26 protein-coding genes are annotated in these 26,534 nt (G+C 39.8%); 10 read left to right on the top strand and 16 right to left on the bottom strand.

Annotated elements, in window-relative coordinates:
• Positions 1–31: 31 nt before the first annotated feature.
• The 6 genes from mutS to IEE83_RS01920 all read right to left on the bottom strand — a co-directional run bounded on the left by mutS (position 32) and on the right by IEE83_RS01920 (position 7,366).
• Positions 32–2,653 (bottom strand): DNA mismatch repair protein MutS, encoded by a 2,622-nt coding sequence (gene mutS, locus IEE83_RS01945; protein ID WP_194118952.1) that lies wholly within the window; start codon positions 2,651–2,653, stop codon positions 32–34.
• Positions 2,654–2,748: 95 nt separating this feature from the next.
• The gene (locus IEE83_RS01940; protein WP_194118951.1) at positions 2,749–3,345 is read right to left on the bottom strand and encodes a pseudouridine synthase; all 597 of its coding nucleotides are present in this window, start codon (positions 3,343–3,345) and stop codon (positions 2,749–2,751) included.
• Positions 3,346–3,368: 23 nt separating this feature from the next.
• Positions 3,369–3,965 (bottom strand): Uma2 family endonuclease, encoded by a 597-nt coding sequence (locus tag IEE83_RS01935; protein WP_228101637.1) that lies wholly within the window; start codon positions 3,963–3,965, stop codon positions 3,369–3,371.
• Between the two features lie 8 nt (positions 3,966–3,973).
• Positions 3,974–4,738, bottom strand: a complete 765-nt coding sequence (locus tag IEE83_RS01930) for an exodeoxyribonuclease III (protein WP_194118950.1) — start codon at positions 4,736–4,738, stop codon at positions 3,974–3,976.
• A 52-nt stretch (positions 4,739–4,790) separates the two neighbouring features.
• Positions 4,791–6,620 carry a hypothetical protein gene (locus IEE83_RS01925; RefSeq protein WP_194118949.1) on the bottom strand — a complete coding sequence of 610 codons (1,830 nt, stop codon included), beginning with the start codon at positions 6,618–6,620 and terminating at the stop codon, positions 4,791–4,793.
• 110 nt (positions 6,621–6,730) lie between these two features.
• Positions 6,731–7,366 carry a hypothetical protein gene (locus IEE83_RS01920; RefSeq protein ID WP_194118948.1) on the bottom strand — a complete coding sequence of 212 codons (636 nt, stop codon included), beginning with the start codon at positions 7,364–7,366 and terminating at the stop codon, positions 6,731–6,733.
• 200 nt (positions 7,367–7,566) lie between these two features.
• On the opposite strand from IEE83_RS01920, the gene IEE83_RS01915 reads away from it, so the two are divergent.
• Positions 7,567–8,067 (top strand): DUF4494 domain-containing protein, encoded by a 501-nt coding sequence (locus IEE83_RS01915; protein ID WP_137340237.1) that lies wholly within the window; start codon positions 7,567–7,569, stop codon positions 8,065–8,067.
• Between the two features lie 13 nt (positions 8,068–8,080).
• Here IEE83_RS01915 and IEE83_RS01910 read toward each other — a convergent pair whose 3' ends face one another.
• On the bottom strand, positions 8,081–8,815 hold the full coding sequence (locus IEE83_RS01910) for a hypothetical protein (RefSeq protein WP_194118947.1): 735 nt from the start codon (positions 8,813–8,815) through the stop codon (positions 8,081–8,083).
• Between the two features lie 172 nt (positions 8,816–8,987).
• On the opposite strand from IEE83_RS01910, the gene IEE83_RS01905 reads away from it, so the two are divergent.
• Positions 8,988–9,797: a UDP-2,3-diacylglucosamine diphosphatase gene (locus tag IEE83_RS01905; RefSeq protein WP_194118946.1), complete on the top strand. Its 810-nt coding sequence runs from the start codon at positions 8,988–8,990 to the stop codon at positions 9,795–9,797.
• A gap of 21 nt (positions 9,798–9,818) precedes the next feature.
• On the opposite strand, the gene IEE83_RS01900 is transcribed toward IEE83_RS01905, so the two are convergent.
• From IEE83_RS01900 to IEE83_RS01880, 5 genes are all read right to left on the bottom strand, one after another.
• Entirely contained in the window at positions 9,819–10,571 is a 753-nt protein-coding gene (locus IEE83_RS01900; RefSeq protein WP_194118945.1) for a carboxypeptidase-like regulatory domain-containing protein, read from the bottom strand.
• A 144-nt stretch (positions 10,572–10,715) separates the two neighbouring features.
• On the bottom strand, positions 10,716–11,468 hold the full coding sequence (locus IEE83_RS01895) for a carboxypeptidase-like regulatory domain-containing protein (protein ID WP_194118944.1): 753 nt from the start codon (positions 11,466–11,468) through the stop codon (positions 10,716–10,718).
• Positions 11,469–11,661: 193 nt separating this feature from the next.
• Entirely contained in the window at positions 11,662–12,495 is an 834-nt protein-coding gene (locus IEE83_RS01890) for a phosphatidate cytidylyltransferase (RefSeq protein ID WP_194118943.1), read from the bottom strand.
• Positions 12,470–12,688, bottom strand: a complete 219-nt coding sequence (locus IEE83_RS01885) for a putative signal transducing protein (RefSeq protein WP_194118942.1) — start codon at positions 12,686–12,688, stop codon at positions 12,470–12,472. The genes IEE83_RS01890 and IEE83_RS01885 overlap by 26 nt, the downstream gene beginning before the upstream one ends.
• 44 nt (positions 12,689–12,732) lie before the next feature.
• The gene (locus tag IEE83_RS01880) at positions 12,733–13,695 is read right to left on the bottom strand and encodes a CPBP family intramembrane glutamic endopeptidase (protein ID WP_194118941.1); all 963 of its coding nucleotides are present in this window, start codon (positions 13,693–13,695) and stop codon (positions 12,733–12,735) included.
• A gap of 121 nt (positions 13,696–13,816) precedes the next feature.
• Between IEE83_RS01880 and dusB the strand changes: the two genes are divergently transcribed.
• From dusB to frr, 4 genes are all read left to right on the top strand, one after another.
• Positions 13,817–14,806, top strand: a complete 990-nt coding sequence (dusB, locus tag IEE83_RS01875; protein WP_194118940.1) for a tRNA dihydrouridine synthase DusB — start codon at positions 13,817–13,819, stop codon at positions 14,804–14,806.
• A complete protein-coding gene (locus IEE83_RS01870) occupies positions 14,800–15,330 on the top strand; it encodes an acyl-CoA carboxylase biotin carboxyl carrier protein subunit (RefSeq protein WP_194118939.1) in 531 nt (176 codons plus the stop codon). Before dusB ends, IEE83_RS01870 begins: the two co-directional genes overlap by 7 nt.
• 62 nt (positions 15,331–15,392) lie before the next feature.
• Positions 15,393–16,112 carry a UMP kinase gene (gene pyrH, locus IEE83_RS01865; protein WP_194118938.1) on the top strand — a complete coding sequence of 240 codons (720 nt, stop codon included), beginning with the start codon at positions 15,393–15,395 and terminating at the stop codon, positions 16,110–16,112.
• A 27-nt stretch (positions 16,113–16,139) separates the two neighbouring features.
• Complete coding sequence (gene frr / locus IEE83_RS01860) at positions 16,140–16,700, top strand: ribosome recycling factor (RefSeq protein WP_194118937.1); 561 nt, start codon at positions 16,140–16,142, stop codon at positions 16,698–16,700.
• Between the two features lie 154 nt (positions 16,701–16,854).
• On the opposite strand, the gene IEE83_RS01855 is transcribed toward frr, so the two are convergent.
• Both IEE83_RS01855 and IEE83_RS01850 read right to left on the bottom strand, forming a co-directional pair.
• Positions 16,855–17,847 (bottom strand): UDP-glucuronic acid decarboxylase family protein, encoded by a 993-nt coding sequence (locus IEE83_RS01855; protein WP_194118936.1) that lies wholly within the window; start codon positions 17,845–17,847, stop codon positions 16,855–16,857.
• 32 nt (positions 17,848–17,879) lie between these two features.
• Entirely contained in the window at positions 17,880–19,190 is a 1,311-nt protein-coding gene (locus IEE83_RS01850) for a UDP-glucose dehydrogenase family protein (RefSeq protein ID WP_194118935.1), read from the bottom strand.
• A 261-nt stretch (positions 19,191–19,451) separates the two neighbouring features.
• On the opposite strand from IEE83_RS01850, the gene IEE83_RS01845 reads away from it, so the two are divergent.
• The 3 genes from IEE83_RS01845 to IEE83_RS01835 all read left to right on the top strand — a co-directional run bounded on the left by IEE83_RS01845 (position 19,452) and on the right by IEE83_RS01835 (position 22,049).
• Positions 19,452–20,564, top strand: coding sequence for an acyl-CoA dehydrogenase family protein (locus IEE83_RS01845; protein WP_379992918.1), 1,113 nt, complete (start codon positions 19,452–19,454; stop codon positions 20,562–20,564).
• 124 nt (positions 20,565–20,688) lie between these two features.
• Complete coding sequence (locus IEE83_RS01840; protein ID WP_228101636.1) at positions 20,689–21,606, top strand: SPFH domain-containing protein; 918 nt, start codon at positions 20,689–20,691, stop codon at positions 21,604–21,606.
• 2 nt (positions 21,607–21,608) lie between these two features.
• A complete protein-coding gene (locus tag IEE83_RS01835) occupies positions 21,609–22,049 on the top strand; it encodes an NfeD family protein (protein WP_194118933.1) in 441 nt (146 codons plus the stop codon).
• A gap of 277 nt (positions 22,050–22,326) precedes the next feature.
• Here IEE83_RS01835 and pafA (IEE83_RS01830) read toward each other — a convergent pair whose 3' ends face one another.
• Together pafA (IEE83_RS01830) and pafA (IEE83_RS01825) are read right to left on the bottom strand one after the other, a co-directional pair.
• The gene (pafA, locus tag IEE83_RS01830; RefSeq protein ID WP_194123254.1) at positions 22,327–23,961 is read right to left on the bottom strand and encodes an alkaline phosphatase PafA; all 1,635 of its coding nucleotides are present in this window, start codon (positions 23,959–23,961) and stop codon (positions 22,327–22,329) included.
• 142 nt (positions 23,962–24,103) lie between these two features.
• A complete protein-coding gene (pafA, locus tag IEE83_RS01825; RefSeq protein WP_228101635.1) occupies positions 24,104–25,777 on the bottom strand; it encodes an alkaline phosphatase PafA in 1,674 nt (557 codons plus the stop codon).
• A 364-nt stretch (positions 25,778–26,141) separates the two neighbouring features.
• Here pafA (IEE83_RS01825) and IEE83_RS01820 point away from each other — a divergent pair, with 364 nt between their 5' ends.
• Positions 26,142–26,534, top strand: a complete 393-nt coding sequence (locus IEE83_RS01820; protein ID WP_194118932.1) for a hypothetical protein — start codon at positions 26,142–26,144, stop codon at positions 26,532–26,534.

Below are 26,534 nucleotides of genomic sequence, written 5' to 3'. Positions count from 1 at the left end.
AAATTATAATGCAGCTTTCGCTATGGTTAGATTATTTTTTCTGCAACATTTTCTGAAATTCATTCAATTTTAAAAGTGCCTCAATCGGTGATAATGTGTTTACATCAATCAACGCCAGGTCTTCTTTCAGTTTTTCAAGTCTCGGATCAGTAGGTTCAAAAATGCTCAGCTGAAAATTATTTTTCGGCATCTCCTTGATCTTTTTCTGATGTTTGTCCGCAACGTGATCTTTTTCAAGGTGATGCATAATTTCACTGGCCCGTAATACAATCGGCTGAGGCATACCTGCGATCTGCGCCACGTGAATACCGAAACTGTGTGCACTTCCACCTGGTTTCAGCTTTCTTAAAAAGATTACTTTATTGTCAACTTCCTTTACGGCAACATTGAAGTTTTTGATGCGCGGAAAATCATCAGAAAGCTGGTTTAATTCATGATAGTGCGTTGCAAACAATGTTTTTGGTTTAACCAAAGGCTGGTTGTGCAAATATTCAGCAATAGCCCAGGCAATGGAAACACCATCATACGTACTCGTGCCACGGCCGATTTCATCCATCAAAACCAGACTGCGGTCACTAAGATTATTAAGGATACTGGCCGTTTCCGTCATTTCGACCATGAACGTACTTTCTCCTCTGCTCAAATTGTCGCTCGCTCCTACCCTGGTAAATATTTTATCAACAATACCAATCGTAGCCGCTTTTGCCGGAACATAACTTCCCATCTGCGCCATCAGAACAATCAGTGCGGTTTGTCTCAGCAAAGCAGATTTACCCGCCATGTTTGGACCGGTAATTATGATAATCTGCTGTGTTTCATTATCGAGATAAAGATCATTCGGAACGTAACTTTCACCCAATGGTAATTGCTGCTCAATTACAGCATGGCGACCATCCTTTATATCCAGAACTCTGTCTTCATTAATTACAGGCTTGACGTAATTATTTTTTTTGGCCGTCGTCGCAAAGGAACCCAGCGCATCCAGCGTAGAAATAATAATTGCATTTTGCTGAATGGTACCAACATATTCAGCAGCGGTCAATATCAAAGCAGAAAAAATACGGAATTCAATAGCCGAAATCTTGTCCTCGGCATTCAGTATTTTTTCTTCGTATTCTTTAAGTTCTGGCGTAATGTACCGCTCGCAGTTAACAAGCGTTTGTTTGCGAATCCATTCTTCCGGGACTTTATTTTTATGAGAATTGGTAACTTCAAGATAATAGCCGAAAACCCGGTTATAAGCAATTTTCAATGACGGAATCCCGGTCCGCTCCATTTCTTCATTTTGAAGCTTTAAGAGAAATCCTTTTCCTTCACGGGAAATCGCATGCAGTTCGTCCAGTTCTGCATCAATTCCATCTTTGATCATCCCCCCCTGATTAATCAGCAGCGGCGCATCTTCTCTTAATTCTGTTTCAATTTTATCAATCAGAAAAGTACAAAGATTCAGCTGATCCGCATATTTGTTTAAAACCGCATAACTGGTATGCGTTGAAGCTATTTTGCCAAGAATTTCCTTGATTGGGCCGATTTGTTTCAGTGATTTTTTCAACTGAACCATTTCCCGCGGACTAATCCGGCGAACGGCTACTTTTGAAATCAACCGTTCAAGATCACCAATCTGTTTTAAATATTGGGTAATGGATTCATGCAATTCATCATTGGCAAGAAAAAACTCAACGGTATTCAGACGCTCTTCAATCGGTAATTTTTCTTTCAAAGGTAAAACAACCCATCTTCTTAGCAACCTAGCACCCATTGGCGTCACCGTCTGATCCAGAATCTGAATCAAAGGAACACCGCCTTCCTGCTGAGGAAAAACGAGTTCAAGATTTCTTACCGTAAACCGGTCAAGCCAAACATATTTCTCCTCTTCCAGCCTCGTCACGCGACTGATATGGCTTACTTCTCTATGCTCAGTTTCCCGCAAATAATGCAGAATTACACCGGCAGCAATAATCCCCATCGGCAGACTTTCAATACCAAAACCTTTCAGCGTTGTGGTACTAAAATGCGTGGTAAGCTGCTCGTAACCATAATCATATCCGAAACACCAGTCTTCCAGTTGGAAAGTGTGAAACTTGCCGCCAAAAAGCTGGTTGAATTCCTGTTTGTGTTTTTTGCAAAAAAGGACCTCAGAAGGAGTAAACCCTTGAAGCATTTTATCAACGTAGGCAGCATTGCCTTGTGACGTCAAAAATTCACCCGTAGAAATATCCAGAAAGGAAATTCCATAAAGATCTTCACCGCCAACATGCACAGCGGCCAGGTAATTATTTCTGCGTGTATCCAGTACATTATCGTTCATGGAAACGCCAGGCGTAACCAATTCGGTAACGCCGCGTTTTACAATTCCTTTTGCTGTTGACGGATCTTCAAGCTGATCACAAATGGCAACGCGCTCACCGGCACGAACCAGTTTTGGAAGGTAATTATCCAGGGAATGGTGAGGAAATCCTGCAAGTTCTTCATGCGACCCGCCATTATTACGGCGTGTCAGTACGATCCCAAGTATCTTGGAAGCACGTATCGCATCTTCTCCGAAAGTTTCGTAAAAATCGCCAACCCGGAAAAGAAGCAATGCACCAGGGTACTTGGCCTTAATCTGATTATACTGTTTATTAAGCGGAGTTTCTTTTTGTTCCTTTGCCAACTAATATCAATTTTGAAAACAGGATAACTACAAAATTAACCCTTCTATCCGGTTTGACAAGTTCATATAGTTGTTTTATCAAGTAAGTTTCAGGCTCAAAGCAAGAGCTTGCGGACTTCCTGATCTGTAACTTCCCATACGTCCCCCGGTTTAGCTCCGTCCGCACCAAAATCAGCAAGATTAATTTTTCCAATCGCCCAGCGTACCAGGCGTAAGGTTGGAAAACCAACAGCGGCCGTCATACGGCGAACCTGACGATTTTTACCTTCATGAAGTGTTATGGAAACCCAGGAAGTTGGAATATTTTTCCGGAAACGGATGGGAGGATTCCTTTCCGGAAGCGAAGGTACTTCCAATTGGGAAGCAGACGCTGGCAAAGTAAGATACGTTTTTCCGTTGATCGAAATCTTGACACCACTTTCCAATTCCACACAAGCCTCTTTGGTCATTTCTCCTTCAACCTGAACATAATAAGTTCTTCTATGCCGGTTTCTTGGTTCCAGTAGTTTTGTTTTGAGGTAATTGTCGTTGGTAAGTAAAAGCAGTCCTTCACTATCGGCATCCAGTCGGCCAACCGGATAAATATCTTTTTCAAAAGTAAATTCAAGATCAGCCAATGTAGCATGGTCGCCCTCACGGGTAAATTGCGAAAGCATTCCGAAAGGTTTGTAAATGAGGAAGTAGCTGAACAAGGTTTTATTGATTTTTGATAGTACTAAATTCTGATTTTATTAATGACAGCACCCAGATCCAGCGAAAATCCTGGCAATATAGATTCTCCTGAAAGGATTACATTCAATGAATTTTTGATCGTTATTTCATTTGCTGCATTGAAAATATACACCTTATCATGCAGATAATCAATTAGCCAGGCCAACTGTGTTCCGTTATTGATATATTCTCTCATTTTATCAAGGAGGTATTGTTTTTCTTCCGGAACAGAATGTATTTCGATTATAAAATCAGGACAAATTGGAGCAAAAAACTGCTGTTGTTCTTCGGAAAGTGAATTCCATTTTTCTTTCCTAACCCATGAAACGTCAGGCGAACGGACGGCTCCATTGGGTAATGTAAAACCCGTTGAAGAACTAAAAATCAAACCAGTTTGGTTTTTCTTATTCCAATTCCAAAGCTGACCGGAAAGATTAACATTCAATAAGCTAAACAAAGCACCTCGTAATGGCAGAATAATCATATTGCCCGAAGAATCTCTCTCAAATTCTACACCTTCGTTAAGTTGACAAAATTGAAAAAACTGACTTTCGTTCATCAGATTTCCCATTTTTAAAGTTAAAGGTGTCGAAATTTCCATAAGTCAATTTATTCAATTTCCAGCCAAACGGGACAATGATCCGAATGCACAGCGTCATTATATTGCCTACTTCCTACAATTCTGTCTTTAATCGTATCGGCAACGGAAATGTAATCGATCCGCCAGCCTTTGTTACTTGCTCTTGCACCGGAGCGGTAAGTCCACCAGGAATATTCCTGCAAATCCGGATTCATGTGCCGGAAAGCATCCGTATAGCCGCTTCCAAACCATTTTGTCATCCAGTCCCTTTCTTCGGGCAAAAACCCGGATGACTTTTTATTTCCTTTTGGATTGTGGATATCCATTTCTGTATGTGCAATATTATAATCTCCGCAGATAATTAAATTGGGCCGTGCGATTCGCAGCATATCAACCCAATTATTAAAATCTTCAAGGAAATTCATTTTAACACTTTGCCGGATTTCTCCGCTTGTTCCAGACGGAAAATAACAATTTAACAAAGTGATATCTCCAAAATCTGCACGTAAAAGTCTTCCTTCACTATCGTAAACAGGCAAATTAAATCCCAGAGAAACAAAATCAGGCTTGATTTTAGAAAATATCGCTACACCGCTATATCCCTTTTTTTCAGCTGCATGCCAACCTATCAGCTCATAACCCAATGCGGCAAATCCTGATAAATCAACCACATCAGGTGTCGCTTTCACCTCCTGAAAACAAAGAATATCAAAAGGTTTGTCCTTTAACCATTCCAGCAAGCCATTCTTCAAAGCTGCACGGATTCCGTTGAGGTTGTAAGTAAGAATTTGCATAACGAAGGTTGTTGTAGATATTTTAAAAAATCAGCCGAGAGACTACAATCAGCTAAAATATAAATATTTTCTCTCTTGTATAACGGGATTCCCATTTACCAGAATCCCTATCTCCACCTGATAATATCCAGATATCGAATTTGCCTTTTGGTACTTTTCTCTTATAAAACGAATAGGAATATTTATCGTCATAATAAGTTCGTTTCCTCAGAAATTCTGAAAGTGAGTTTGGGACGGGAATAGCTGGAAGGAGATTTGTAAATTGATCAGAAACCAAAACAAAATATTCAGGTTTTGGATGCAATCCTTTTTTTGTTTCAAATGTGATATACCTGATTGGAACGTTATCATCATTATTCCTCAAACCAAGCTGAATATCCGGCTTTGGTGCATATTCTCCCGCAATTTCAGTTTCAGGAATGAGACGCTTTGCCGGCAATAACTTGTCACTTTCGTAAAGACGAAGTAAGCCCTCCTTTTCAAGATTTTTTATAAGATTATTCATTTTGGTCGGATGATTCCAAAATGGTTTATCACCATAATTAAATCCAACCGACAACAGCGTATTATAATTTTTCCAATAATATCCGTCAAGGGATAATTTTTCGTGCTGTTCTCTTACACTTCTGATGGAATAAAAATAACTTATAAAATTCAACGCCAGACAACCGATTAAGCTCAAACCAAATACCGATAAACTAATATTTTTATAGTTTTTGACAAGCAATATCAAACCAACGTAAGCGATCGCCAGAAGCACAACGCCGAAAATCATGTAACGTCTGGAAAAAATATTACCACCATACATCAAAAAATTAGCCGCCGGCCTGCTCACGATAAACATGGCTCCCGTACCCATAAGGAACATAAATGCGCCCAGCAAAAACCAGTTGGTCCATGGCATATCTTTGCTTAGGAACATCCGGGTGATCCATGCCAGAAAAACCGCAAAAATACCAATTCCCAAAAACACACATAATATCATATCCTTGTAAAACACCGGCGTAAGCGGATGCGGTATGTCCAGATATAAGGCATTTCCTAAAAATCCGAATATGAAAATCAGATTGAAAACGGGATGCTCCCAGACCTTTCCCTGCCCGGTTGATATAAACTGGTAATCAAAAAGGAAGTAGAATAAAATTAACGCAATGGCAATACCCATCCATTGGGCAAGCAGCTTATATCTTTTTTGAAAAAGAAGAATGACACCACCAATGATCCACGTAAGCATACCACTTCCGCTGATAAACATGGTGACAATGGCCGTTAGTACTGCAAAAATCCAGCTCCTTTTATCCGGTTTACCAATAAAATAAACGGTTAGCATGGCAAAAAACAGCAAAGGAGTATTCTGTATCGCTGCTATTCCCCAGATCGCATTTTCGAAATAAACCAGATTGAAAAGGATGTAAGGAACCGGAATAAAGTAATGCCAGGAAACTTTCTCTTTTTTAAATGCCAGAAAGAATAGATAAAGGATACCAAGCATAAATAGATTGCCCAGCATCACCTGCAATTTTATGTCAACCGTTCCCGTAAAAAACACCATGATGAGCATAACAATCCGCTCAAAAGCAAACCTGTGCTGATTTACCTGTTCAAAAAGTACTTTTGCCGTATTGATAAAACCCGAACCGTTTTTTAGTTTATAAATCGTTTCCAGAAGATTGTAGTCATCTTCATAAGGCACGTTGATAACGTGGGCATTGAGGATAATATAGAAATAACCTACCGGAACAATTATCAACCCCAATCCCAGAACATTTCTGAATTTTTGAAGACTTTTAGAAAAAAATGTAAGTCCAAAAAGAAGGGCTAATAAAAGTACAAGTGTAAAATATTCAAATAACCGGGGATTTTGTAGAAAAGAATTATCCAATTTTTGTTCGTTTTAAATTTACGTTTCAATGGCTGGTGGAATGACAATCAATCATTCCACCAGCCATTGTTTGTGTGTTGTATCAAAAGTATGCCTCTATATTGATATCATTACTTTGTTTTTAGGATCATGTCACTTGTAATCTCCTGTTCAAAAGTAAGATAACCGGGATAATTGATCGATTTGCCACCCAAATCAAGCGTAGGTTTTACCTTCACTGTAAATTTTGCAGGTTTTGAATCTGATTTTCCCGTTAGAGTCATCACCATATTAATAAAATCATCTCTTGTCTGGTCATTCATCAGCAGACTATACACATTTGCGCTTAACTTAATCGGAACTCTCGTACTTCCGCTTCCCGGATAAACCTCAATTTTCTGATTCAAAAACCCATTAAAAATTTCAGTATTGGTCAGCAAAACTTTGTATTCCAACTGATTAACCGCCGCTTTTTTACGTGTGGGATTTTTTATATCCAGATTGACACGTAAATCCAAAGGCACGTCTTTGCGCAAGAATGCCAATCCCAGTTTTGGAAATCTGGCAAGATTCAGATCACTCATGCTTTTGATATTTCTGAATTCATTGATATCAATTCCCGCCAGATAAATACTATCCGCAGACGCAATTTTATATTTACAATCGCCAAACGCTTTCGCTTCCGAAACCTGACGGCTCACGCCGCAGCCAGCGATATATAATCCAACAGCAGCCAAAACCGCAATAAACCAAATTTGTTTTTTCATTGTGTGTTTAAAAATTTTTCCGCAAGATAAACAGTTAGCTACTACAACGCGCATACCTCGAAAGGATTATTCTTTTGATATTACTTTTTTGATTAAAATTTGATTTGCCGGTTTCATCATTACAAATCAAGTTGCAAGCCTTATTCGCAAACCATACCTTTGCAAACTTTTATATCCACTTTAATCAAATACAGACTACAATGGCAAGCTGGTATTTAGGAAAAATACGTTACCAAAAAGAAGACGAGGCAGGAAGTCTTAAAACAATTAATGAAGTATACCTTGTTGATGCCGTTTCTTATACGGAATCGGAAGCTAGACTTTACCAACAAATCGTAACGGGTGCGAGTGATTTCAGCGTTACCAGCATTACGCGTATGCGCCTGGCCGATCTTTTTTCCTATGAAGACGGAGAAAAATGGTTCAAGGCAAAAGTTATCTACTTTTCTGTGGATGAAAAAAGTGGAAAAGAGAAAAAAGTGGTGAATTATATGCTTGTAAACGCTGATGGCATTGATCAGGCTTTGCAGCGGATTACCGAAAGTCTGCGCACGATGTTGATTCCATACGAAACTACGGACATGAATCTTACGCCAATTCTGGATGTTTTCCCTTATACAGCAGAAGAAGAAGTTGAAGAAATACCAGCAAATATGCGCCCTCTTTCCGAAGTAATGGCGGAAAGAGAAGCGGCACAATAAATAAGAAATGGGCCTAATTCTCGGCTTTTGTTTCCGTGTAGCCACGGGTAATCGCTAAAAAAGGATTAGGCTCATAACTTTTCAATTTTAGTATCAACCCTTTGGAATTCAATTCCGTCAGGAGCTGCTTGTTGTTGAAAATATGAGTATAATCAAACGATACCGGCAAACTTGCTACGCCATCGATCAGATCAAATCCGTACAAAGGATTAATTCCAAAAGGTGTTTTAGTCAGCCACAATTTATCTTTTGAATCAGAAGTTGGATAGGAAAGTTCGTATTCCAGACTTTCCATACCAAAATCTTTACGGGTATTTCCGGTTGGAATGCAATAGGTAGTGAAATCTTCTTTTTGCTGCGCAATTGTTTCAGCATCCGGTTTCAATTCTTCTACTTTTTCCGTCATTTTGAATTTCTTTCCGGATTCGTCGGCGCCGTAATACATATATTTTCCATCCTGAAAAGCAAGTATAAAATCGAAGGCTTTTCCTGTATCTCCAAAACTGTTTTCACGTTTAAAACACATCGTTCCGGTCACGGGATCAACATATATCACAATTTCACCTTTCGTTTTCTTTTCTTTATTTTCAAAGGAATAAGTCAAAGCGTGACTGAAATAATATTGTCCTTTTTCAGGTTTCCATTGCGTTGCTCTTTGGGAAGTCGTTTTGGAAATCTGTGCCTGCACTTTTCTATTTGTACAAGTTAGGATCACCAGTAAAAGGCCGCTTAATAAATACTTGTTCATTTTTTTAATGTTATGTCGGGAGCATCCCCGGTTTCTTTTAATGCAAAGTTAATTTTTAAGAAATTCTTTGTAACAGCTTTTTCAGAATTCTGTTGCTAATTTCTTCCCCGCAGTTGTAAAAATCAGTTTTTAAAAAGAAGATCGTAAATTGCGGCGCATTAGTTTAAATCGCATGATTTTCAATTTCGAAACCAGATCCATCGCATTACAGCAAGGCCGTAAAATTTATTTTTCTTCCGATTTCCATCTCGGTGTACCCACTGCTGAAAAAAGCCGGGATCGGGAAAGAACAATTGTCAAGTGGCTGGAATCCATTGGAGATGATGCTCAAACAATCGTTCTTGTAGGAGATATTTTCGACTTCTGGTTTGAATACGGGCATGTCGTTCCCAAAGGTTTCGTCCGCGTCTTAGGCAAACTTGCCGAACTTGCTGACCGCGGTATCGAGCTTGTTCTTTTTACAGGAAATCATGATATGTGGATGTTTGGTTACCTGAAAGAAGAAATCGGAGCGACCATTTACCGAAATCCTGTAAATTTCGAAATCATAAATTCAGCAGGTTTAAAAAAATCTATTTTAGTTGGACATGGTGACGGACTTGGTCCCGGAGACAAGGTCTATAAAATTCTGAAACGGATTTTTGAAAATTCTTTTTTCCAATGGGTTTTCAGGATTGTTCATCCGGATATTGGTATGTGGATCGCTTCACAATGGTCTAAAAGAAGCCGGATTGCCAATATAAAAAAAGGAGAAGAAGTATTTGTCAGTGATGATAATGAATGGTTGCTGCACTATTGTAAGGAAGTTGAAAAAGAACAGCACCACGATTATTACATTTTCGGGCACCGTCATTTAGTACTTGACCTTGCAGTAAGTTCGAACAGCCGCTACATCAATCTTGGAGAATGGGTTACCAAACAGACAAAACAGGCCTTCGCTGTTTATAACGGAGAAAAAATTGAATTGAGAGAATTCATTTAATTCATTGCCTGCTCTAAAAAATCAGTTTTGCACCTGTTTTTTAAGTTTGTCAAACTGGCCCTTATCGTTAAGAACATCATATTTATTAATACTTTCGGGCGGTGTATCGTTCAGCACTTTCCGCCATTCCTGCTGTTTCAAATCTCCGTTTTTTACTGATTTGATAAACTTGGCTATGCGAAACGGATCCAGAAATGGAAACGTTGTAGCAAAACCTTTTCCAGCCGCAGATTCACGGCCAAACATCAGCTGATCCATTGAATACCGGTAATTGGTTTGAGCATTGTTAGCGACTTGTTCCGATAATCTCCTGATATATTGCGGATCAGAACTTTTCGCCAACGCATCACGATCAGCCTGATCAGGCAATTTCAAAGCCAAAAATGCCTTTTTGAATTCTTCTTCGCTACTGTAAGGATAAATCTTGACTTCCGACAACATCATCACATCTTCCTGCAAGGAAACGATGGCGGAGTAAGTATCAGCATTATAATTTCTGGGAATGACGTGATATTGTTTTTTATAACCTACATAACTATAAACGATGCTATCACCCGGAAAAACGGGAATGGTAAATGAACCATCACGAAGCGAAAGAGTACCTGTTCCTGCTTTGGGAATATAGATGTAAGCACCCGGTAAAAGTTCAGTAGATTTGCCTCCAACTACAATACCACTAAATATAATGGCTCTTTGTCCGCCCTGGGCAAAAAGGTTTTGCGTATAAAAAAGCCCTGCGCAGCAAACCAAGAATAGCAAAACCTTATTTCTCATCTGTTATCCGTATTTATTTCATCGCTGGAAAAAATAACCAGACAAGTCTGACAAACTTACAAATTCTGGTAAAAAGTAACGACAGGGTACAAAAAAATTCAGCCTTTCGGGCTGAATTTTAAGATATTTTAACATTTGGAATTACTAGTTATTATTATCCTTTTTAGGATTTTCAAACTCTTCATTCTGTTTGATAATGTCTTGCTTGGTGATACTTTCACGAGGCGCATTATTAAGATCTTTTCTCCATTCCTTTTGTTTCAAATCTCCTCGTTTAACCGATTTGATAAAGTTGGCCCAGGCAAACGGATTCAGGAAAGGGAATGTTGTTGCAAAACCTTTTCCAGCCGCAGATTCCCGACCAAACAATTGCTGATCCATGGTGTATCGATAGTTGGTCTGCGCGTTGTTAGGAACCTGCGCCGCCATCCGGTTGATATAATCGGGATCCGTACTGCGTGCTAAAGCGTCACGATCTGCCTGATCTGGTAATTTCAAAGCAAGAAATGCCTTTTTGAAATCTTCTTCCGTTGCATAAGGATAAATTTTAACCTCGGAAAGCATGGTCACATCTTCCTGCATCGCTACAATCGCAGAATAGGTATCCGCATTGTAATTTCTTGGAATGACATGATATTGCTTTTTGTAACCTACGTAGCTATAAATGATACTGTCGCCAGGAAAAACAGGAATCGTAAAATTACCTCTGTTATCCGCCAGTGTACCTTTTCCTGCTTTTGGAATAAAAATGTAAGCCCCAGGCAAACGGTCTGTACTTTTCCCTCCAACCACTACCCCGGTAAAAATAATGGCCTTTTGCTCACCCTGTGCAAAAATTTCCTGCCCACACAACACGCTCGCAAGTATTACAAAATATATTAAAAATCGTTTTTTCATTCTTAAAAGATCGTTTTCCGGTGCCGGAACATTTTCTCCAGCGCCATTAAGGGTTATAGGTTGATTAAATGACTTTAATATATTATAAAATTACTTCAATATAATCTTTCTGTATTTCTAAAAGAATTGTTCCTCTACTTTAAAAACGCCTGATACTTCTGTGCATTGCCTGCCACAGAGATTAATTGGACTCTCAGGAAAACAATTTCAGAAATGTTACTATAAAAGGCGCTGAAAGCAACAATCCGTCAAAACGATCCAAAAATCCGCCATGACCAGGAATACTGTTCCCCGAATCTTTAATTGCTATACTACGCTTAAATAACGACTCGACCAAATCTCCATACGTACCAACCACCACAATAATCCCGCCGATACAATACCATTTCCACGGTTCGAAGGTACGGAAATAATGTCCGAGGACAAAGGCAATTAACGCCGCAAAAGCTGCACTTCCCATGGCGCCTTCCCAGGATTTTTTAGGAGAAATACGTTCAAAAAGTTTTCGTTTCCCAAAGTTTGTCCCGGCAAAATATCCTCCGATATCCGAAGCCCAAAGCAAAAGCAGACTTCCTAAAACAATTTCGTAGTTGTAAGTTCCTCCGCGCATTGCCATTACAATGATTAATGAAAAAGGCAGTGCAACGTAAATTATCCCCAAAAAAGTAAAGCCAATATTTGTAAATGGTTTTAAATCATTCTTTTTATAAAGTTTGATAAAAAATATCATTGACAGCAATGGACTTATCAGAAAGTAATTTTCAAAAGAAACCAGGTCCTGTTCTATGAGGTACGCCAATAACATCATAACTGTGCCACAAAAGGTACCATAATATGTTAATGGCTGGTTTCCGTCAAGGCCCAGCAGCTTGTAAAATTCGAGTTGTGTCAGCGAGCTGATCGTGCAAAAAAGCAGTAAAAAACTCCATTCACTATAAAGAATACAGGCAAGGATTATTGCAAATCCTATCAGACCTGTAATGGTGCGCTGCTGTAAATTACTAAGATTCTGTAAGGGAGTCTTCATTGGATAGGATGGTTTGCGCCCGAACAAATTCAGTCATAGGAACATGTACTTCAAACTGCCCCAAAATAGGATAAACGCTATCCTGCTTGTTGACAATCACAGCTGCTATCTCATTTTGTTCCAATATTTCCCTGGCAATTTCCGCCCTTATCATTTGTTTGGTATCGTATACCTTACCCCAATTGTCGTCCATAAAAATTCTTCCTGCAAGTACTGGTTAAACTATCTAATCCTTAATTAATTATTCGTTGTTATTACCGGCTGTTTATTTCCGGTTTTTCTTATTTCATATAAAATACCGATCGTAAGCACAGCCGAAGCTATAATCGCTGTAACCGGCATCACTTCTTTTTCTTCAATATTGATATCCAGCACTTTGATGTTGCGAAGAAACATCATAACCAGAATAAATCCATTATTTATAAAATGTGCCAATATCGCCACTGAAAGTCTTCCCGACCAGAAATAAAGATATCCGAACAATGCCCCGAGTATCATACGCGGCAAAAATCCGAAAAACTGGAAGTGGATTGCACTAAAAATTGCAGCTGAAACCCAGATCGCCACGTGCACATTCGCCCAATGTTGTGCAAGTTTACGTTGTATAATCCCTCGAAACAAGACTTCCTCACCAACAGCCGGTAGAAGTACCACCACAACAAGCGCGATAATAAGCTGACCAACCTGCGTGTAGCTGGTCATAAATTTGGTAAGCATTTCATTTTGATCCTCCTTGTCGCGCATCCAGTTTTCAATTCCGGATAGTGCGTTCGGAAAACTCATTTTGGAATTCAAGTCTATAAAAAGACTGTTGACAGGAATAAAAACAAGAACCAAAATGCAGGCAAGAAACCAGATTGATACAGCAGGTCTGTCTTTGAAATTAAAATCACCAAAATCTTTACGCTCCATGTAAAACCAGTACAAAAGCGAAGGAAGAAGGTAAGAGAAAAAATGTACTGTCCCTTGTAAAATCATCATCAAAAGCCACCCATTGGGCACTTTTTCAGGTTCTGCAAATAAAGTAGTTAATAATCCGGTAATACTGTTTGCATCCGAAGAAGTAAGCAAAGTGAGGATTACAATTGCCAGGATATTACCAACAGCCATTCCAATAAGCACGAAACCAACCAAGACCAACAAACCTCCCAACGTACCGGGCACTCGTGTATGTACCAAATTTGAATAACTTTTTTGCATAATTGGTGTAAATTTACAGCTAATTATGAATTTAAAAATAAAGAGTGACTGTTGCGTTATAAGATTAAGTGAATAAAAGACTTATAAAATCTGTTCCCATCAGAATACAGAAAAGATATAAATGGTAAAAATAGGTAAAATTGAGCTGGGGGATTTCCCGTTGCTGCTTGCACCGATGGAAGATGTGAGCGACCCGCCTTTTCGTGCGGTGTGCAAGGAAAATGGTGCGGATTTGATGTATACCGAGTTTGTTTCATCCGAAGGTTTAATTCGTGATGCGGCAAAGAGTGTGCAGAAACTGGATATTTTTGAATATGAAAGACCGGTAGGCATTCAACTTTTTGGAAGCGATGTGGAAACGATGGGCGCTTGTGCAGAAATCGCATCCCGTGTTCATCCCGATCTGATCGATATTAATTATGGTTGTCCGGTAAAACAGGTTGCCTGCCGCGGTGCAGGTGCTGCGCTGTTGCAGGATATTCCCAAAATGGTACGCATGACGGATGCGGTAGTTAAATCTACAAATTTGCCTGTGACTGTTAAAACCCGTCTGGGCTGGGATGAAAGCACTAAAAATGTTCAGGAAGTGGCAGAAAGATTGCAGGATATCGGAATACAGGCACTTTCTGTACATGGAAGAACCCGCGTGCAAATGTACAAAGGTGAAGCCGACTGGACTCTGATTGCTAAAATAAAAGACAATCCGCGCATTACAATTCCTATATTCGGGAATGGTGATGTGGATACGCCGGAAAAAGCGCTGGAATATAAAAATCGCTTTGGCGTGGACGGAATCATGATTGGCCGGGCGACAATTGGAAATCCGTGGATTTTTAATGAAATAAAACATTTTGTTAAAACCGGTCAAAAACTGGCATCTCCTACCCTTGCGGAACGTGTGGCAGTTTGCCGTCGCCATCTTGAATTTTCGATTCGTTGGAAAGGCCCGATAGCTGGTGTTTTTGAAATGCGCCGTCACTATACCAATTATTTCAAAGGACTGGAAAATTTCAAACCTTTCAGAATGCGCCTTGTTGAAGGTATGTCTTTTGAAGAGCTGGATCAGATACTTAATGAAGTTGTACAGGAATTCAGCGAAGTTTTATGCTAAAAGTAAATGTTGGCGGCAAAACCTTAGATGGCGTTTCATCGGGAGAGATTTCAACTTTTGAAATAAACCAGGAAAAAGATCAATGGCTGATCGGAGAAAGTATTTTCAATGGAGATATTGTCCGTTTAAGTCAGAATCAATACCATATTTTGTGGAAAAACAGATCCTACAATGTTGAAGTTCTGGAAACGGGAACTGCCGATAAAACTTTTAAGCTTTTAATAAACGGACAACTTCTTGAAACATCCGTAAAAGATCAATTTGAACTGCTGCTCGAAGGCTTGGGTATGCAGGCAAGTGCGAGCACAAAAATAAACAATCTTAAAGCACCAATGCCCGGACTTATTCAGTCCGTTGCTATAGAAGCGGGTCAGGAAGTTCGCAAAGGAGAAACTTTACTGGTGCTGGTGGCTATGAAAATGGAGAATATTATTAAATCTCCCGGTACCGGAATTGTAAAAACTTTGAAAATTGTACCGGGTCAAATTGTAGAAAAAAACCAGGTATTGGTAGAGTTTCAATAAAATCCTTGGTAATCTGAGCTGCCTACACTTATTTTTACAGAAAAAACGCCAACAAACAAATCATGCCCGAACCTAAATACAAACGTATCCTTCTCAAACTTAGCGGAGAAGCACTCAACGGTGGAGATAAAACACAAGTAATCGATTTCAACATTTTGGAAAGTTATTCGCGTGAAATCAAACGCATTGCGGAAGTAGGTGTACAAATTGCTATCGTGATTGGCGGAGGAAATATTTTCCGTGGAGCCTCGGTAGAAAAATCGGGAATTGACCGGGTACAGGGCGACCATATGGGCATGCTGGCCACTGTAATCAACGGTATGGCAATTCAAAGTTCTCTTGAAAAGCACGGGATGCGGACACGCCTGATGTCTGCTATCAAGATGGAACAGGTTTGCGAGCCTTTAATACGCCGCCGGGCTGTGCGTCACCTTGAAAAAGGGCGTATCGTAATTTTTGGTGCAGGAACCGGTAATCCATATTTCACAACCGATACCACAGCAGGTTTACGTGCCATTGAATCAGAATCGGAAGTGGTTTTGAAAGGAACCCGTGTTGACGGTGTTTACACAGCTGATCCGGAAAAAGATCCAACTGCAACAAAATACACATCGCTTAGTTTTGATGAAGCTCTGTCAAAGAACCTGAAAATTATGGATTTGACTGCATTCACGCTTTGCAAAGAAAACAATGTACCGATCATCGTTTTTGATATGAACAAACCCGGCAATCTTTTTGACCTGGTGATGGGTGAAGAAGTTGGGACTTTGATATCGAATTAATAAGAAAAATAATACCACAAAGCAACAATGGAAGAAATAGAATTATATCTGGACGACGCCAAAGATACCATGGAAGGTGCGGTTAAGCACTTGATTATTGAATTGGGCAAGATACGCGCCGGAAAAGCATCTCCTCAAATGCTGGATGGCCTTCAGATTGAATATTACGGCTCCATGACACCATTGTCAAATGTCGCGACGATCAACACGCCGGATGCAAGGACAATCGCGATCAGACCGTTTGAGAAAAAAACAATTAATGATATTGAAAAAGCGATCCGTAACGGAAACCTTGGCTTTGCTCCTTCCAATGATGGGGAAATGATCCGTATTTCTGTTCCGCCGCTTAATGAAGAACGTCGTCGTGAACTTGCAAAACGTGCGAAAAACGAGGTTGAGACGGCTAAAATTAATATCCGTAACATTCGCCAGGATGCTAACAATGCACTCCGCAAATTGACGAAAGAAGGCGTTGCTGAGGATTTGGTAAAAATCAGCGAAGACCGCGTTCAGCAACTTACTAACAGCTTTGTTTCGAAAGTAGAACAAATTTATTCTGCGAAGGAAAAGGAGATCATGGAGGTATAATTTTGGCTATCGGCTTTCGGCGCAATCGGCTGTCAGTTTTTCGCATAATAACAACAAAAAATGCCGTAGAGACTCTACGGCATTTTTTGTTGTTATTTAAAACTTTTTTGCTACGTTTAGCCAGCAGCCGAATCGCCGAAAGCCGATAGCCAGTTTAATCCTCTTTTTTGAAAGTTTCGAAACCTCTGTGGTTTGATTCTTCGTACAACCTTTCTTTCGGAAGGCTGCGGAAATAATCGTAAGTGATTTTCAAACCTTCCTCACGTGAAACCTTAGGTTCCCAGCCAAGAATTTCTTTTGCTTTTGTGATATCGGGCTGACGTTGTTTCGGATCATCCTGTGGAAGATCTTTGTAAACAACTTTCTGATCAGTTCCAGTCAAAGCGATGATTTCCTCTGCAAATTCTTTAATCGTGATTTCAGAAGGATTGCCAATATTTACCGGCAATTCATAATCACTTAAAAGCAGACGATAAATTCCTTCAACAAGGTCATCCACATAACAGAAAGCGCGTGTCTGAGATCCGTCTCCGAAAATCGTGATATCTTCTCCACGTAATGCCTGTCCGATAAATGCAGGCAATACACGTCCGTCATTCAGTCGCATTCTTGGTCCGTAAGTGTTGAAAATACGAACGATACGCGTTTCAACAGCATGATAGCGGTGATATGCCATTGTGATTGCTTCCTGGTAACGTTTTGCTTCATCATAACAGCCTCTTGGACCGATCGGATTCACATGACCCCAATATTCTTCCGTCTGAGGATGAACCAACGGATCTCCGTAAACTTCCGAAGTAGAAGCAATAATAAAACGTGCTTTTTTGGCAAGAGCAAGTCCCAATAAATTATGAGTTCCCATGGCACCAACTTTCAAAGTCTGGATAGGGATTTTCAAATAATCGATCGGGCTGGCCGGTGATGCAAAGTGCATGATATAATCCAGTTCACCCGGAATATGCACATATTTGGTAACATCGTGATGATTAAATTCAAAATTTGGGTTAGGCATCAAATGTTCGATGTTACGCAAATCACCTGTGATCAGGTTATCCATTGCGATCACATACATACCTTCTTTCAAAAATCGCTCACAAAGATGCGACCCTAAAAAACCTGCCGCTCCGGTTATTAATACACGCTTCATGAATTATATAATTAATTGATATTGAGACAAATTTATGATACTTTTTCCCGGCCTATGCTAAAATAAGTATAACCCATTTCACGCATTGTGCTTAATTCGTAAAGGTTACGTCCGTCAAAAATTACTTTATTTTTAAGCAATTTACCCATTTTCTCAAATTCAGGTGTACGGAATTGCGGCCATTCGGTAAAGATCATCAACGCATCTGCATCATCCAAAGCCGCATAAGGCGTGTGGCAGAAAGTTACTTTATCTCCAAGAATCGCTTTTACATTATCCATTGCTTCCGGATCGTAAACGGTAATATTAGCTCCTGCTTCAAGCAAAGCTTCAATATTTTCCAAAGCCGGTGCTTCACGGATATCATCAGTATAAGGTTTGAAAGCCAGTCCCCAGACTGCAATTGTTTTTCCTTTAAGATCGTCATTGAAGAAATTATGTACCATCGGCAAAAGTTTTTTCTTCTGATCGTAGTTAACTTCCATTACCGATTTCAAAATTCTAAAATCATAATCGAAATCCGCTGACGTTTTAGCCAAAGCCTGAACATCTTTTGGGAAACAGCTTCCGCCATAACCGATACCGGCAAAAAGGAAACGTTTTCCGATACGGCTGTCTGTTCCGATACCGCGACGGATATCATCCACGTTTGCTCCTACTTTTTCGCAAAGGTTTGCGATCTCGTTCATGAAAGTAATTTTCATGGCAAGAAAAGAATTCGCAGCATATTTTGTCATTTCCGCAGAACGTTCGTCCATGAAAATAACAGGATTGCCCTGACGTACCAATGGCGCGTAAAGTTTTTCCATTACCTTCTTAGCTTTCTCAGATGTTGTTCCTACCACAACGCGGTCTGGCTTCATGAAATCTTCAACGGCAACACCTTCACGTAAAAATTCCGGGTTAGAAACTACGTCAAATTCTACTTTTGCATTTTTTGCAATTGTGGCACGTACTTTTTCCGCAGTTCCAACCGGAACTGTGCTTTTATCAATAACCACGGCATATTTATCCAAAATATATCCAAGATCATCTGCTACTTTAAGAATGTATTTCAAGTCCGCAGAACCATCTTCACCGGGAGGTGTAGGAAGTGCTAAAAAGATTACCTCTGCATCTTTAATTCCTTCTGCAAGACTGGTTGTGAATTTCAGACGGCCTTCTTCCACGTTACGGTGAAAGAGAACATCCAGTCCCGGTTCGTAAATGGGAATTTCCCCATTTAACATGCGGTCAATTTTCTTAACATCAATGTCTACACAAATGACCTGATTTCCTGTTTCAGCGAAACAAGTTCCTGTTACCAGCCCAACATAGCCGGTTCCTACTACTGCTATTTTCATAAAATCCTATAATAATATAGCTGCGATGAATTAGATTTGATTAACCAGTTAATTGTATTTTATAAAGCTCTCAAAACGTCATTGGAAGCAAAAGTAATTTTTTTATACGAATCATACTTCTTCTCATCCGCATTTGTTTTTAATAGGCAATTAAATATGTCCTTTTCTTGTTATTATTGAACTAAACATATCTACTCATCAACAAAAACGACTATGCACACCTCAAATATAACCGAAGACCAACAAGCCGAAATCCGGTCGATGATTGAAAAAACCGTTCGTGATTTTGCAGCAAAAGAAATTAAACCGAAGATCAGTCAATGGGACGAAGATCAATTTTTCCCAAAACCCATATTTCACCAGCTCGGAGAACTGGGATTGATGGGCATGCTCGTACCCGAAATTTACGGAGGCGCAGGTTTTGGATATGCTGAATATGTAACGGCGATTATTGAACTTTCAAAAGTCGATCCTTCCATCGGCCTCTCTATGGCCGCTCACAATTCGCTTTGTACAAATCATATTTTGATGTTTGGAAGTGAAGCGCAAAAAAGCAGCTATCTTCCAAAATTAGCATCCGGAGAATGGCTTGGAGCCTGGGGACTGACCGAGCCAAATACAGGTTCAGATGCCGGGAATATGCAAACCGTAGCCATAAGAAAAGATGACGGATGGATAATAAACGGATCCAAAAATTTTATCACAAATGGTAAAAGTGGAGACGTAACCGTTTTAATTGCCAGAACCGGCGAACCTGGTGATAAACATGGCGCTACTGCTTTTATCATTGAACAGGGAACTACCGGATTTACAGCAGGCCGAAAAGAAAACAAGCTTGGTATGCGCGCCTCAGAAACGGTGGAGCTCATTTTTCAGGATTGTTTTATTTCTGATGAACAGAGAATCGGTGACGTTGGAGATGGATTTATCCAGTCTTTAAAAGTATTGGATGGCGGAAGAATTTCGATTGCCGCTTTGGGTGTGGGAACAGCCCTTGGTGCATATGAAGCTGCGTTAAGTTATTCAAAAGAAAGAAAACAATTTGGCAAATCGATTTCGAATTTTCAAGCCATCGCTTTTAAACTGGCTGATATGTATACTGATATTCAGGCTTCTTCCCTGTTAACTTATCATGCAGCGGCGTTAAAAGACAAGGGCCAGACGGTAACTTTACCAAGCTCTGTTGCAAAGTATCATTCCTCAGAAACGGCAGTTCGTGTTGCTAATGAGGCTGTTCAGATCTTTGGCGGATATGGTTTTACAAAGGATTATCCGGTAGAAAAATTTTACCGTGACAGCAAACTTTGTACGATCGGAGAAGGCACCAGCGAGATTCAAAAAGTGGTTATTTCAAAAGAAATCTTGAAAGATTAACATAATCCACAACGCCATCCATCACTTGGAATAACCGGCAAGCGCGTTTCTGGCTCGTTGGTAATACATTTCTAGGAAAATGATCATTACAAAGTTATTTTCGTTGTAAACCATAAAACAGATAATGATGACTCCGCTATTGGTACTTCTGGTTCTTGTTGTACTTACTATCTTAATGACGGTAAAAGTAATTCCGCAGCAGTCTGCTTATATCATGGAAAGGCTCGGAAAATTTTATGCCGTTTTGCAACCCGGAATTAATTTTATCATTCCATTTTTTGACCGGATTGCTTACAAGTACACATTAAAAGAAACAGCTGTTGATATTCCGGAACAAATCTGTATTACCCGCGACAACGTGCAGGTACGTATGGACGGCGTTATTTTCATCCAGGTAATAGATCCCAAAAAAGCCGCTTATGGTATCGCTGATTATACTTTTGCCGTAATACAACTTGCCCAAACAACGATGCGGAGTGAAATCGGGAAACTCGATCTTGATAAAACTTTTGAAGAAAGAATGACCATCAACCGTGCCGTTGTGCAGTCTATTGATGATGCGGCCATCGGTTGGGGAGTAAAAGTTTTGCGTTATGAAATAAAAAACATTACGCCTCCGCAAAGTGTATTGATTGCGATGGAAAAACAAATGCAGGCAGAACGGGAACGCCGGGCTGTTATCCTGCAATCGGATGGTGAAAAACAGGCTGCGATTAATGTCGCAGAAGGACAAAAGCAAAAAGCGGTGTTGGAATCGGAAGGTTTGCGTCTGCGACAAATTAATGAAGCGGAAGGTGAAGCTGCCGCATTAAAATCCGTTGCAGAAGCTACTGCTGAAAGTATTAAAATGGTTGCAGCAGCCATTCAGACCGAGGGAGGAATGGAGGCTGTTCAGCTTAAAGTAGCAGATAATTACGTTGAACAATTCGGGAAACTGGCGAAAGCAGGCAATACCATGATACTTCCGGCTAATTTTGCCGATATGGGTGCGATGATTGCCGCTGCCATGAGTATTGTAAAATCTTCCGAACAAAAGAAATAGCTATGGATTTGTCGCTGCCCCAAATATGGATGATTATCGGACTGCTCATGCTGGTGGCAGAGTTGATAAGCGCTGCCCTGGTGTTTGTATTTTTTGCTGTCGGCGGATTGATAACAGCCTTATTAGCAGCGATTGGTTTGCTCCCAAGTCTTGAATACCAGATTATTGCTTTCTCTGTAATCTCAATTTTAACATTGATTGTATTCAGAAGAAACGCAAAAAAAATCATGGAGGCAAGGCACGAAAAACATCAGGAATACAAGGAATTTGTTGGGGAAACGGCAATGGTCATCAGAGATATTCCTGCAAGCGGAGCAGGAAAAATATATTATCGCGGAGCCGAATGGAGTGCCATTTCCGAAAACCACGCTGCAATTGAAGCTGGAAGTAAAGTAATCATTCAGCGCACGGAAGGGATTACTTTGGTGGTGGAGGAATCTTAAAGGATATCATTCCAGATATTTTTGACATCTTTAATAACAGTTATTCTTCCTGCCTGTATATCCTCAATTCCTTATTTAATTGAATTAAGCACATCTGTATCTGAGAAGTAGATCTGTTTCGATTCTTTTTCTTTTAATTGACTTTCTTGCCCTTGTAGCTTTCATGAGATTGATACATAAAAAACAATAATTAGCAACTTGCTCTCATCAATTTTATAAAAAAAGGCCTTAAAGGAAACCAAATCCCTTCAAGGCCCTTTCAATTTTTAATCAACTATTATTTCTTTAAAGCCTCTTCAACCGGATTTCCAATATTTCCGCTTGGAGGTAAAATGTGCAGCAAAGAAGAAATCGTAGATGCTATATCAGAAACAGAAGTACGTCTCAGCGTTTCGCCTTTGTTAATTCCCCAGCCAAATAATACGAATGGAACCTGCGTATCATAATTATATGGCGTGCCATGTGAAGTTCCTGTTGAAGTACCATAAAACCAGCCTGGCTGCGTTACAATCTGGATATCACCGCTTCTTTTTGCGTTGACATTATTTTTGTAAAGTTCAAGCTGATAAGTATTTAACGGAGCTCTTCCCATATCACTCAGATTAATCACATCAGCAATACCATCCACCGGAAGTAATGCTTCACGTACTACTTCATAAACATTGGCGATACTGATTTTTTTCTGTTTCAATAAAGCATGATCCAGATACAACTGATTGTTTTCGTTGCCTTTGATAAAGTCACCTTTACCAAAATTTTCTTCCAGAGTTTTCTTAACAATATCTCCCAAAACTGTTCTGTTTGCAAGTCCGGCCGGAAGTTTGTGTTCCCTGGCAAATCCCGGAACGTCCACTACGCCATGATCCGCTGTCAGGAAAACGGTGTAATTTCCTTTTCCCGTCCATCTGTCCAAAAATGAAAATAGCTCTGCAAATTCACGGTCCAGTTTCAGGTAATCATCTTCCTGTTCAACCGAGTTTGGTCCCGCCATATGCCCGATTTTATCAGGAGACGAAAAACTGATTACCAGGAAATCGGTATCAGTACCTTTTCCCAGTTTTTCTCCTTTGATCGCTTCAATCGCCATTTCTTTCGTAATCGTATTTCCCCAAGGCGTGCTTGTAACTGTACCAAAAACGTCACCGGCAAAACCCGCCAGTTCAAAAGGGAAAACAGGTTTTTTAGCTCCTGGTAGTTTTCCTTCCCAGGTAACATCATCTGGCGTACTTTGTGTATATTGCTCAATCGGATTTAAAAGCTGCCAGCCTTTTTTCAAATATTCGGAAGGCATTTTTTTAGCGTTATAATCCTTTGCCCACTGCGGAAGATCATTCATGTAAAAAGTACTCGTAACCCAGTTTCCAGTGTTTGAATCAAACCAATATGAAGCATTTGCAGTATGCCCGGCTGGTAAAATAGAACCACGATCTTTAATAGCAACACCAATTGTTTTTGAACGGAAATTAGTAGCAATTCTTAACTGATCAGTAACTGTACTTGTCAATAAATTCTTTGGAGACATTTTCCCAACACTGACATTAGTGCTTCCAATCGTTTTTACTGTGCTGTCTTCCACACAATAAACACCTTTACCTGAATTCTGGTCGTACCATTCATTACCGATAATTCCATTTATTGCCGGAACAGAACCCGTGTAAATGGATGCATGACCGGCTGCTGTTACAGTCAAAGCATAGCTGTAATGATTGTTCCGGCAATTGAAACCTTCGTTCATAAAACGTTTCAAACCACCTTCAACATATTTGTCATAATAGCGGTACAGATAATCATAACGCATTTGGTCAACCACAATACCGACAACTATTTTTGGCCGCGCAATTGTTTTTGAAGTTGGTACTGTTGTTTTTTTAGGCGTTTGGGCAGCAACAGAAAAAGTCGCTAACATCCCCATCACCCAGAAAGATAATTTTCTCACGATTCAGGATATAATTTATTGGTGTCAATAATCATTACACAATAGACAAAGGTCAAAATCAAAACTGGAAATAATCTGGAATTTTCGCCAAATTAAAATGATATTTCAACGACTATTGTCAGTTTTTCTTCAATGCCTCTTCAACCGGATTTCCGACATTTCCGCTTGGCGGCAAAATATGAAGCAACGCAGAAATTGTAGGTGCTATATCCGCAATTGTTGTCCGGCGTAAAGTCTCGCCTTTATTCACACCCCAGCCATAAAGCAGAAAAGGGACGTGCGTATCATAGTTGTAAGGAGTTCCATGATCCGTTCCCGTTGCGCCGCCTGCAAACCAGCCCGGCTGAACGATAATCTGAAGGTCGCCGCTTCTTTTCGCATTGACATTATTTTTAAACAATTCCAGCTGATAAGTATTCAGTGGCGCTTTGTTCATATCATGGAGATTCAGCACGTCAGCAATTCCTTCGACTGGCAACAAAGCAGTTCTGACTACTTCATAAGCTTCGGCAATTGAAATTTTCTTTTCTTTTAAAAGTTTATGATCCAGGTACCATTGGTAATTTTCACTTGCCAATACAAAATCACCTTTGCCAAAAGCATCCGACAAAGATTTTTTGACCGTTTCATCCACTTTTACCGCATCAAGCAAACCGGCTGGTAATTTATGTTCTTTCCAAAATGCAGGAACATCAGCTCCTCCGTGATCTGCGGTCAAAAAAACCGTGTAATTTCCTTTACCAACCCAGCCGTCCAGAAAATTAAACATGTCTGCAAATTCCAGATCCAGTTTCAGATAATCATCTTCCTGCTCAATCGATGTCGGGCCAAAAGCGTGACCGATTCTGTCCGGTGAAGAAAAACTTACAGCCAGGAAATCAGTATCTTTTCCTTTTCCAAGATTTTCTCCTTTGATAGCTGCAATGGCCATATCCTTTGTCATACTATTTCCCCAAGGCGTTGTTGTAACCACACCAAATGCATCACCGGCCAATCCGGCCAGTTCATACGGAAAAACAGGTTTGGCTACACCTGGCAATTTCCCTTCCCAAGGTTCATCATCAGGCGTACTTTCGGTATATTGTTCAACAGGTAAAAGTAATTTCCAGCCTCTTTTCAAATATTCCGAAGGCATTTTTTTATCATTATATTCCTGAACCCATTTTGGAAGTTCATTCATATAATAGGTACTCGTTACAAAATTTCCGGTTTTTGAATCAAACCAGTAAGCACCATTTGCAGCATGTCCCGCAGGAAGAATTGACGCTCTGTCTTTTATGGCAACGCCAATGGATTTCGACCGAAAATTTGTGGCAATCCGTAATTGATCCGTCACCGTACTGGTCAGAAGATTTTTTGGCGACATTTTGCCAACCGTTACATTATTACTTCCAACCGTGGCAACGTCTCGATCATCGGTACAATATACTTTTTGACCTGTTTTAGTATCAAACCAATCATTACCAACAATTCCGTTTATTGCCGGTAAAGAGCCGGAATAAACCGCAGAATGACCAGCAGCTGTAACGGTTAAGGCATAATGATAATGATTGTTCCGACAATTGAAACCATCGTTAATTAATCTTTTAAGACCGCCTTCTGAATATTTATTGTAAAAACGGTACAAATAATCATAACGCATCTGATCCACCACAATACCGACTACCAGTTTTGGCCTTGCAAGTGTTGTTGATTTAGATATGTTTTTGGAAGGATTTTGTGCATAAACCAAAGAACTTAGCATGCAACACATTACCAAAGCATGCAGAAATAACTTGGGTATACGTTTCATAGGAACTAATTGAATAAATTATTTAATAAGACAGAAAAGGAAATTTGAAATCCTGATTCAAACAGGAATTTGTAAGTCTGCATCAAATATATACTACTTAAATATTTGTTCAGGCCAATTTTAGTTTAACAAATAATTACTTCCTTGACAAAAGCCGGATTGTTTATTCTACACCTTTATCAGTAGGACAAAAATAGCATTAATAACCCTATCCAGCTTTAAATTCTGACAGCAATGCAACAATCCCTAGGGTGACTGGTGTATATCTTAAAGAAAAGCGTCGTACCCTACTATATTTTTACCAAATCTGTGGGAATTCAGCAATAAGATTCTCAGTTTTGTTACCATAATCCTAATTAATCGAATGTCAGGTAAAATTAAAATCAGCCACATTTTATTGGCTCTAACTATAATCGTTTTGGCTGGCTGCGCCTCAGGAGTTCCTATCTCGACCAGCAAAAAATATCCGATTGAAGTGCTATATGATAATCAGTCGCTGGATCGTCCCTATTCAGAAATTGGATGGGTGGAAATCAGCAGTGAAGATTCTCTGACTGCGAGACAAACCAAAGACCGCAAAATGATGTATCGCGGAAATGATGCTGAGACAAAAGAATTGCTGGCGGCAAGACTTGTTATGAAAGCACAAAAAATCGGGGCAAGCGCGCTTATCAATGTGCAATACAAATATTACACTTCGGTAAAAAAAGAAGGGTATATAATGAAAGGTCTGGCGGTAAGATACCGGGGCGAATAA

The organism is Dyadobacter subterraneus, assembly GCF_015221875.1.
In the GTDB taxonomy this organism is placed as follows: domain Bacteria; phylum Bacteroidota; class Bacteroidia; order Cytophagales; family Spirosomataceae; genus Dyadobacter; species Dyadobacter subterraneus.
Note: the sequence above shows the minus strand (reverse complement) of the source record. Positions and strands in the feature narration are given on the sequence as shown.

Coding starts and splice junctions, on each gene's coding strand:
- frr (WP_194118937.1), top strand. CDS start 16,140: ATGGAAGAAATAGAATTATATCTGGACGACGCCAAAGATACCATGGAA.
- IEE83_RS01885 (WP_194118942.1), bottom strand. CDS start 12,688: ATGGACGACAATTGGGGTAAGGTATACGATACCAAACAAATGATAAGG.
- IEE83_RS01900 (WP_194118945.1), bottom strand. CDS start 10,571: ATGAGAAATAAGGTTTTGCTATTCTTGGTTTGCTGCGCAGGGCTTTTT.
- IEE83_RS01910 (WP_194118947.1), bottom strand. CDS start 8,815: ATGAACAAGTATTTATTAAGCGGCCTTTTACTGGTGATCCTAACTTGT.
- IEE83_RS01880 (WP_194118941.1), bottom strand. CDS start 13,695: ATGCAAAAAAGTTATTCAAATTTGGTACATACACGAGTGCCCGGTACG.
- IEE83_RS01890 (WP_194118943.1), bottom strand. CDS start 12,495: ATGAAGACTCCCTTACAGAATCTTAGTAATTTACAGCAGCGCACCATT.
- IEE83_RS01905 (WP_194118946.1), top strand. CDS start 8,988: ATGATTTTCAATTTCGAAACCAGATCCATCGCATTACAGCAAGGCCGT.
- IEE83_RS01915 (WP_137340237.1), top strand. CDS start 7,567: ATGGCAAGCTGGTATTTAGGAAAAATACGTTACCAAAAAGAAGACGAG.
- IEE83_RS01855 (WP_194118936.1), bottom strand. CDS start 17,847: ATGAAGCGTGTATTAATAACCGGAGCGGCAGGTTTTTTAGGGTCGCAT.
- IEE83_RS01835 (WP_194118933.1), top strand. CDS start 21,609: ATGGATTTGTCGCTGCCCCAAATATGGATGATTATCGGACTGCTCATG.
- IEE83_RS01845 (WP_379992918.1), top strand. CDS start 19,452: ATGATTGAAAAAACCGTTCGTGATTTTGCAGCAAAAGAAATTAAACCG.
- IEE83_RS01820 (WP_194118932.1), top strand. CDS start 26,142: ATGTCAGGTAAAATTAAAATCAGCCACATTTTATTGGCTCTAACTATA.
- IEE83_RS01930 (WP_194118950.1), bottom strand. CDS start 4,738: ATGCAAATTCTTACTTACAACCTCAACGGAATCCGTGCAGCTTTGAAG.
- IEE83_RS01840 (WP_228101636.1), top strand. CDS start 20,689: ATGATGACTCCGCTATTGGTACTTCTGGTTCTTGTTGTACTTACTATC.
- IEE83_RS01920 (WP_194118948.1), bottom strand. CDS start 7,366: ATGAAAAAACAAATTTGGTTTATTGCGGTTTTGGCTGCTGTTGGATTA.
- IEE83_RS01850 (WP_194118935.1), bottom strand. CDS start 19,190: ATGAAAATAGCAGTAGTAGGAACCGGCTATGTTGGGCTGGTAACAGGA.
- pyrH (WP_194118938.1), top strand. CDS start 15,393: ATGCCCGAACCTAAATACAAACGTATCCTTCTCAAACTTAGCGGAGAA.
- pafA (WP_194123254.1), bottom strand. CDS start 23,961: ATGGGGATGTTAGCGACTTTTTCTGTTGCTGCCCAAACGCCTAAAAAA.
- IEE83_RS01935 (WP_228101637.1), bottom strand. CDS start 3,965: ATGGAAATTTCGACACCTTTAACTTTAAAAATGGGAAATCTGATGAAC.
- dusB (WP_194118940.1), top strand. CDS start 13,817: ATGGTAAAAATAGGTAAAATTGAGCTGGGGGATTTCCCGTTGCTGCTT.
- pafA (WP_228101635.1), bottom strand. CDS start 25,777: ATGAAACGTATACCCAAGTTATTTCTGCATGCTTTGGTAATGTGTTGC.
- IEE83_RS01895 (WP_194118944.1), bottom strand. CDS start 11,468: ATGAAAAAACGATTTTTAATATATTTTGTAATACTTGCGAGCGTGTTG.
- IEE83_RS01870 (WP_194118939.1), top strand. CDS start 14,800: ATGCTAAAAGTAAATGTTGGCGGCAAAACCTTAGATGGCGTTTCATCG.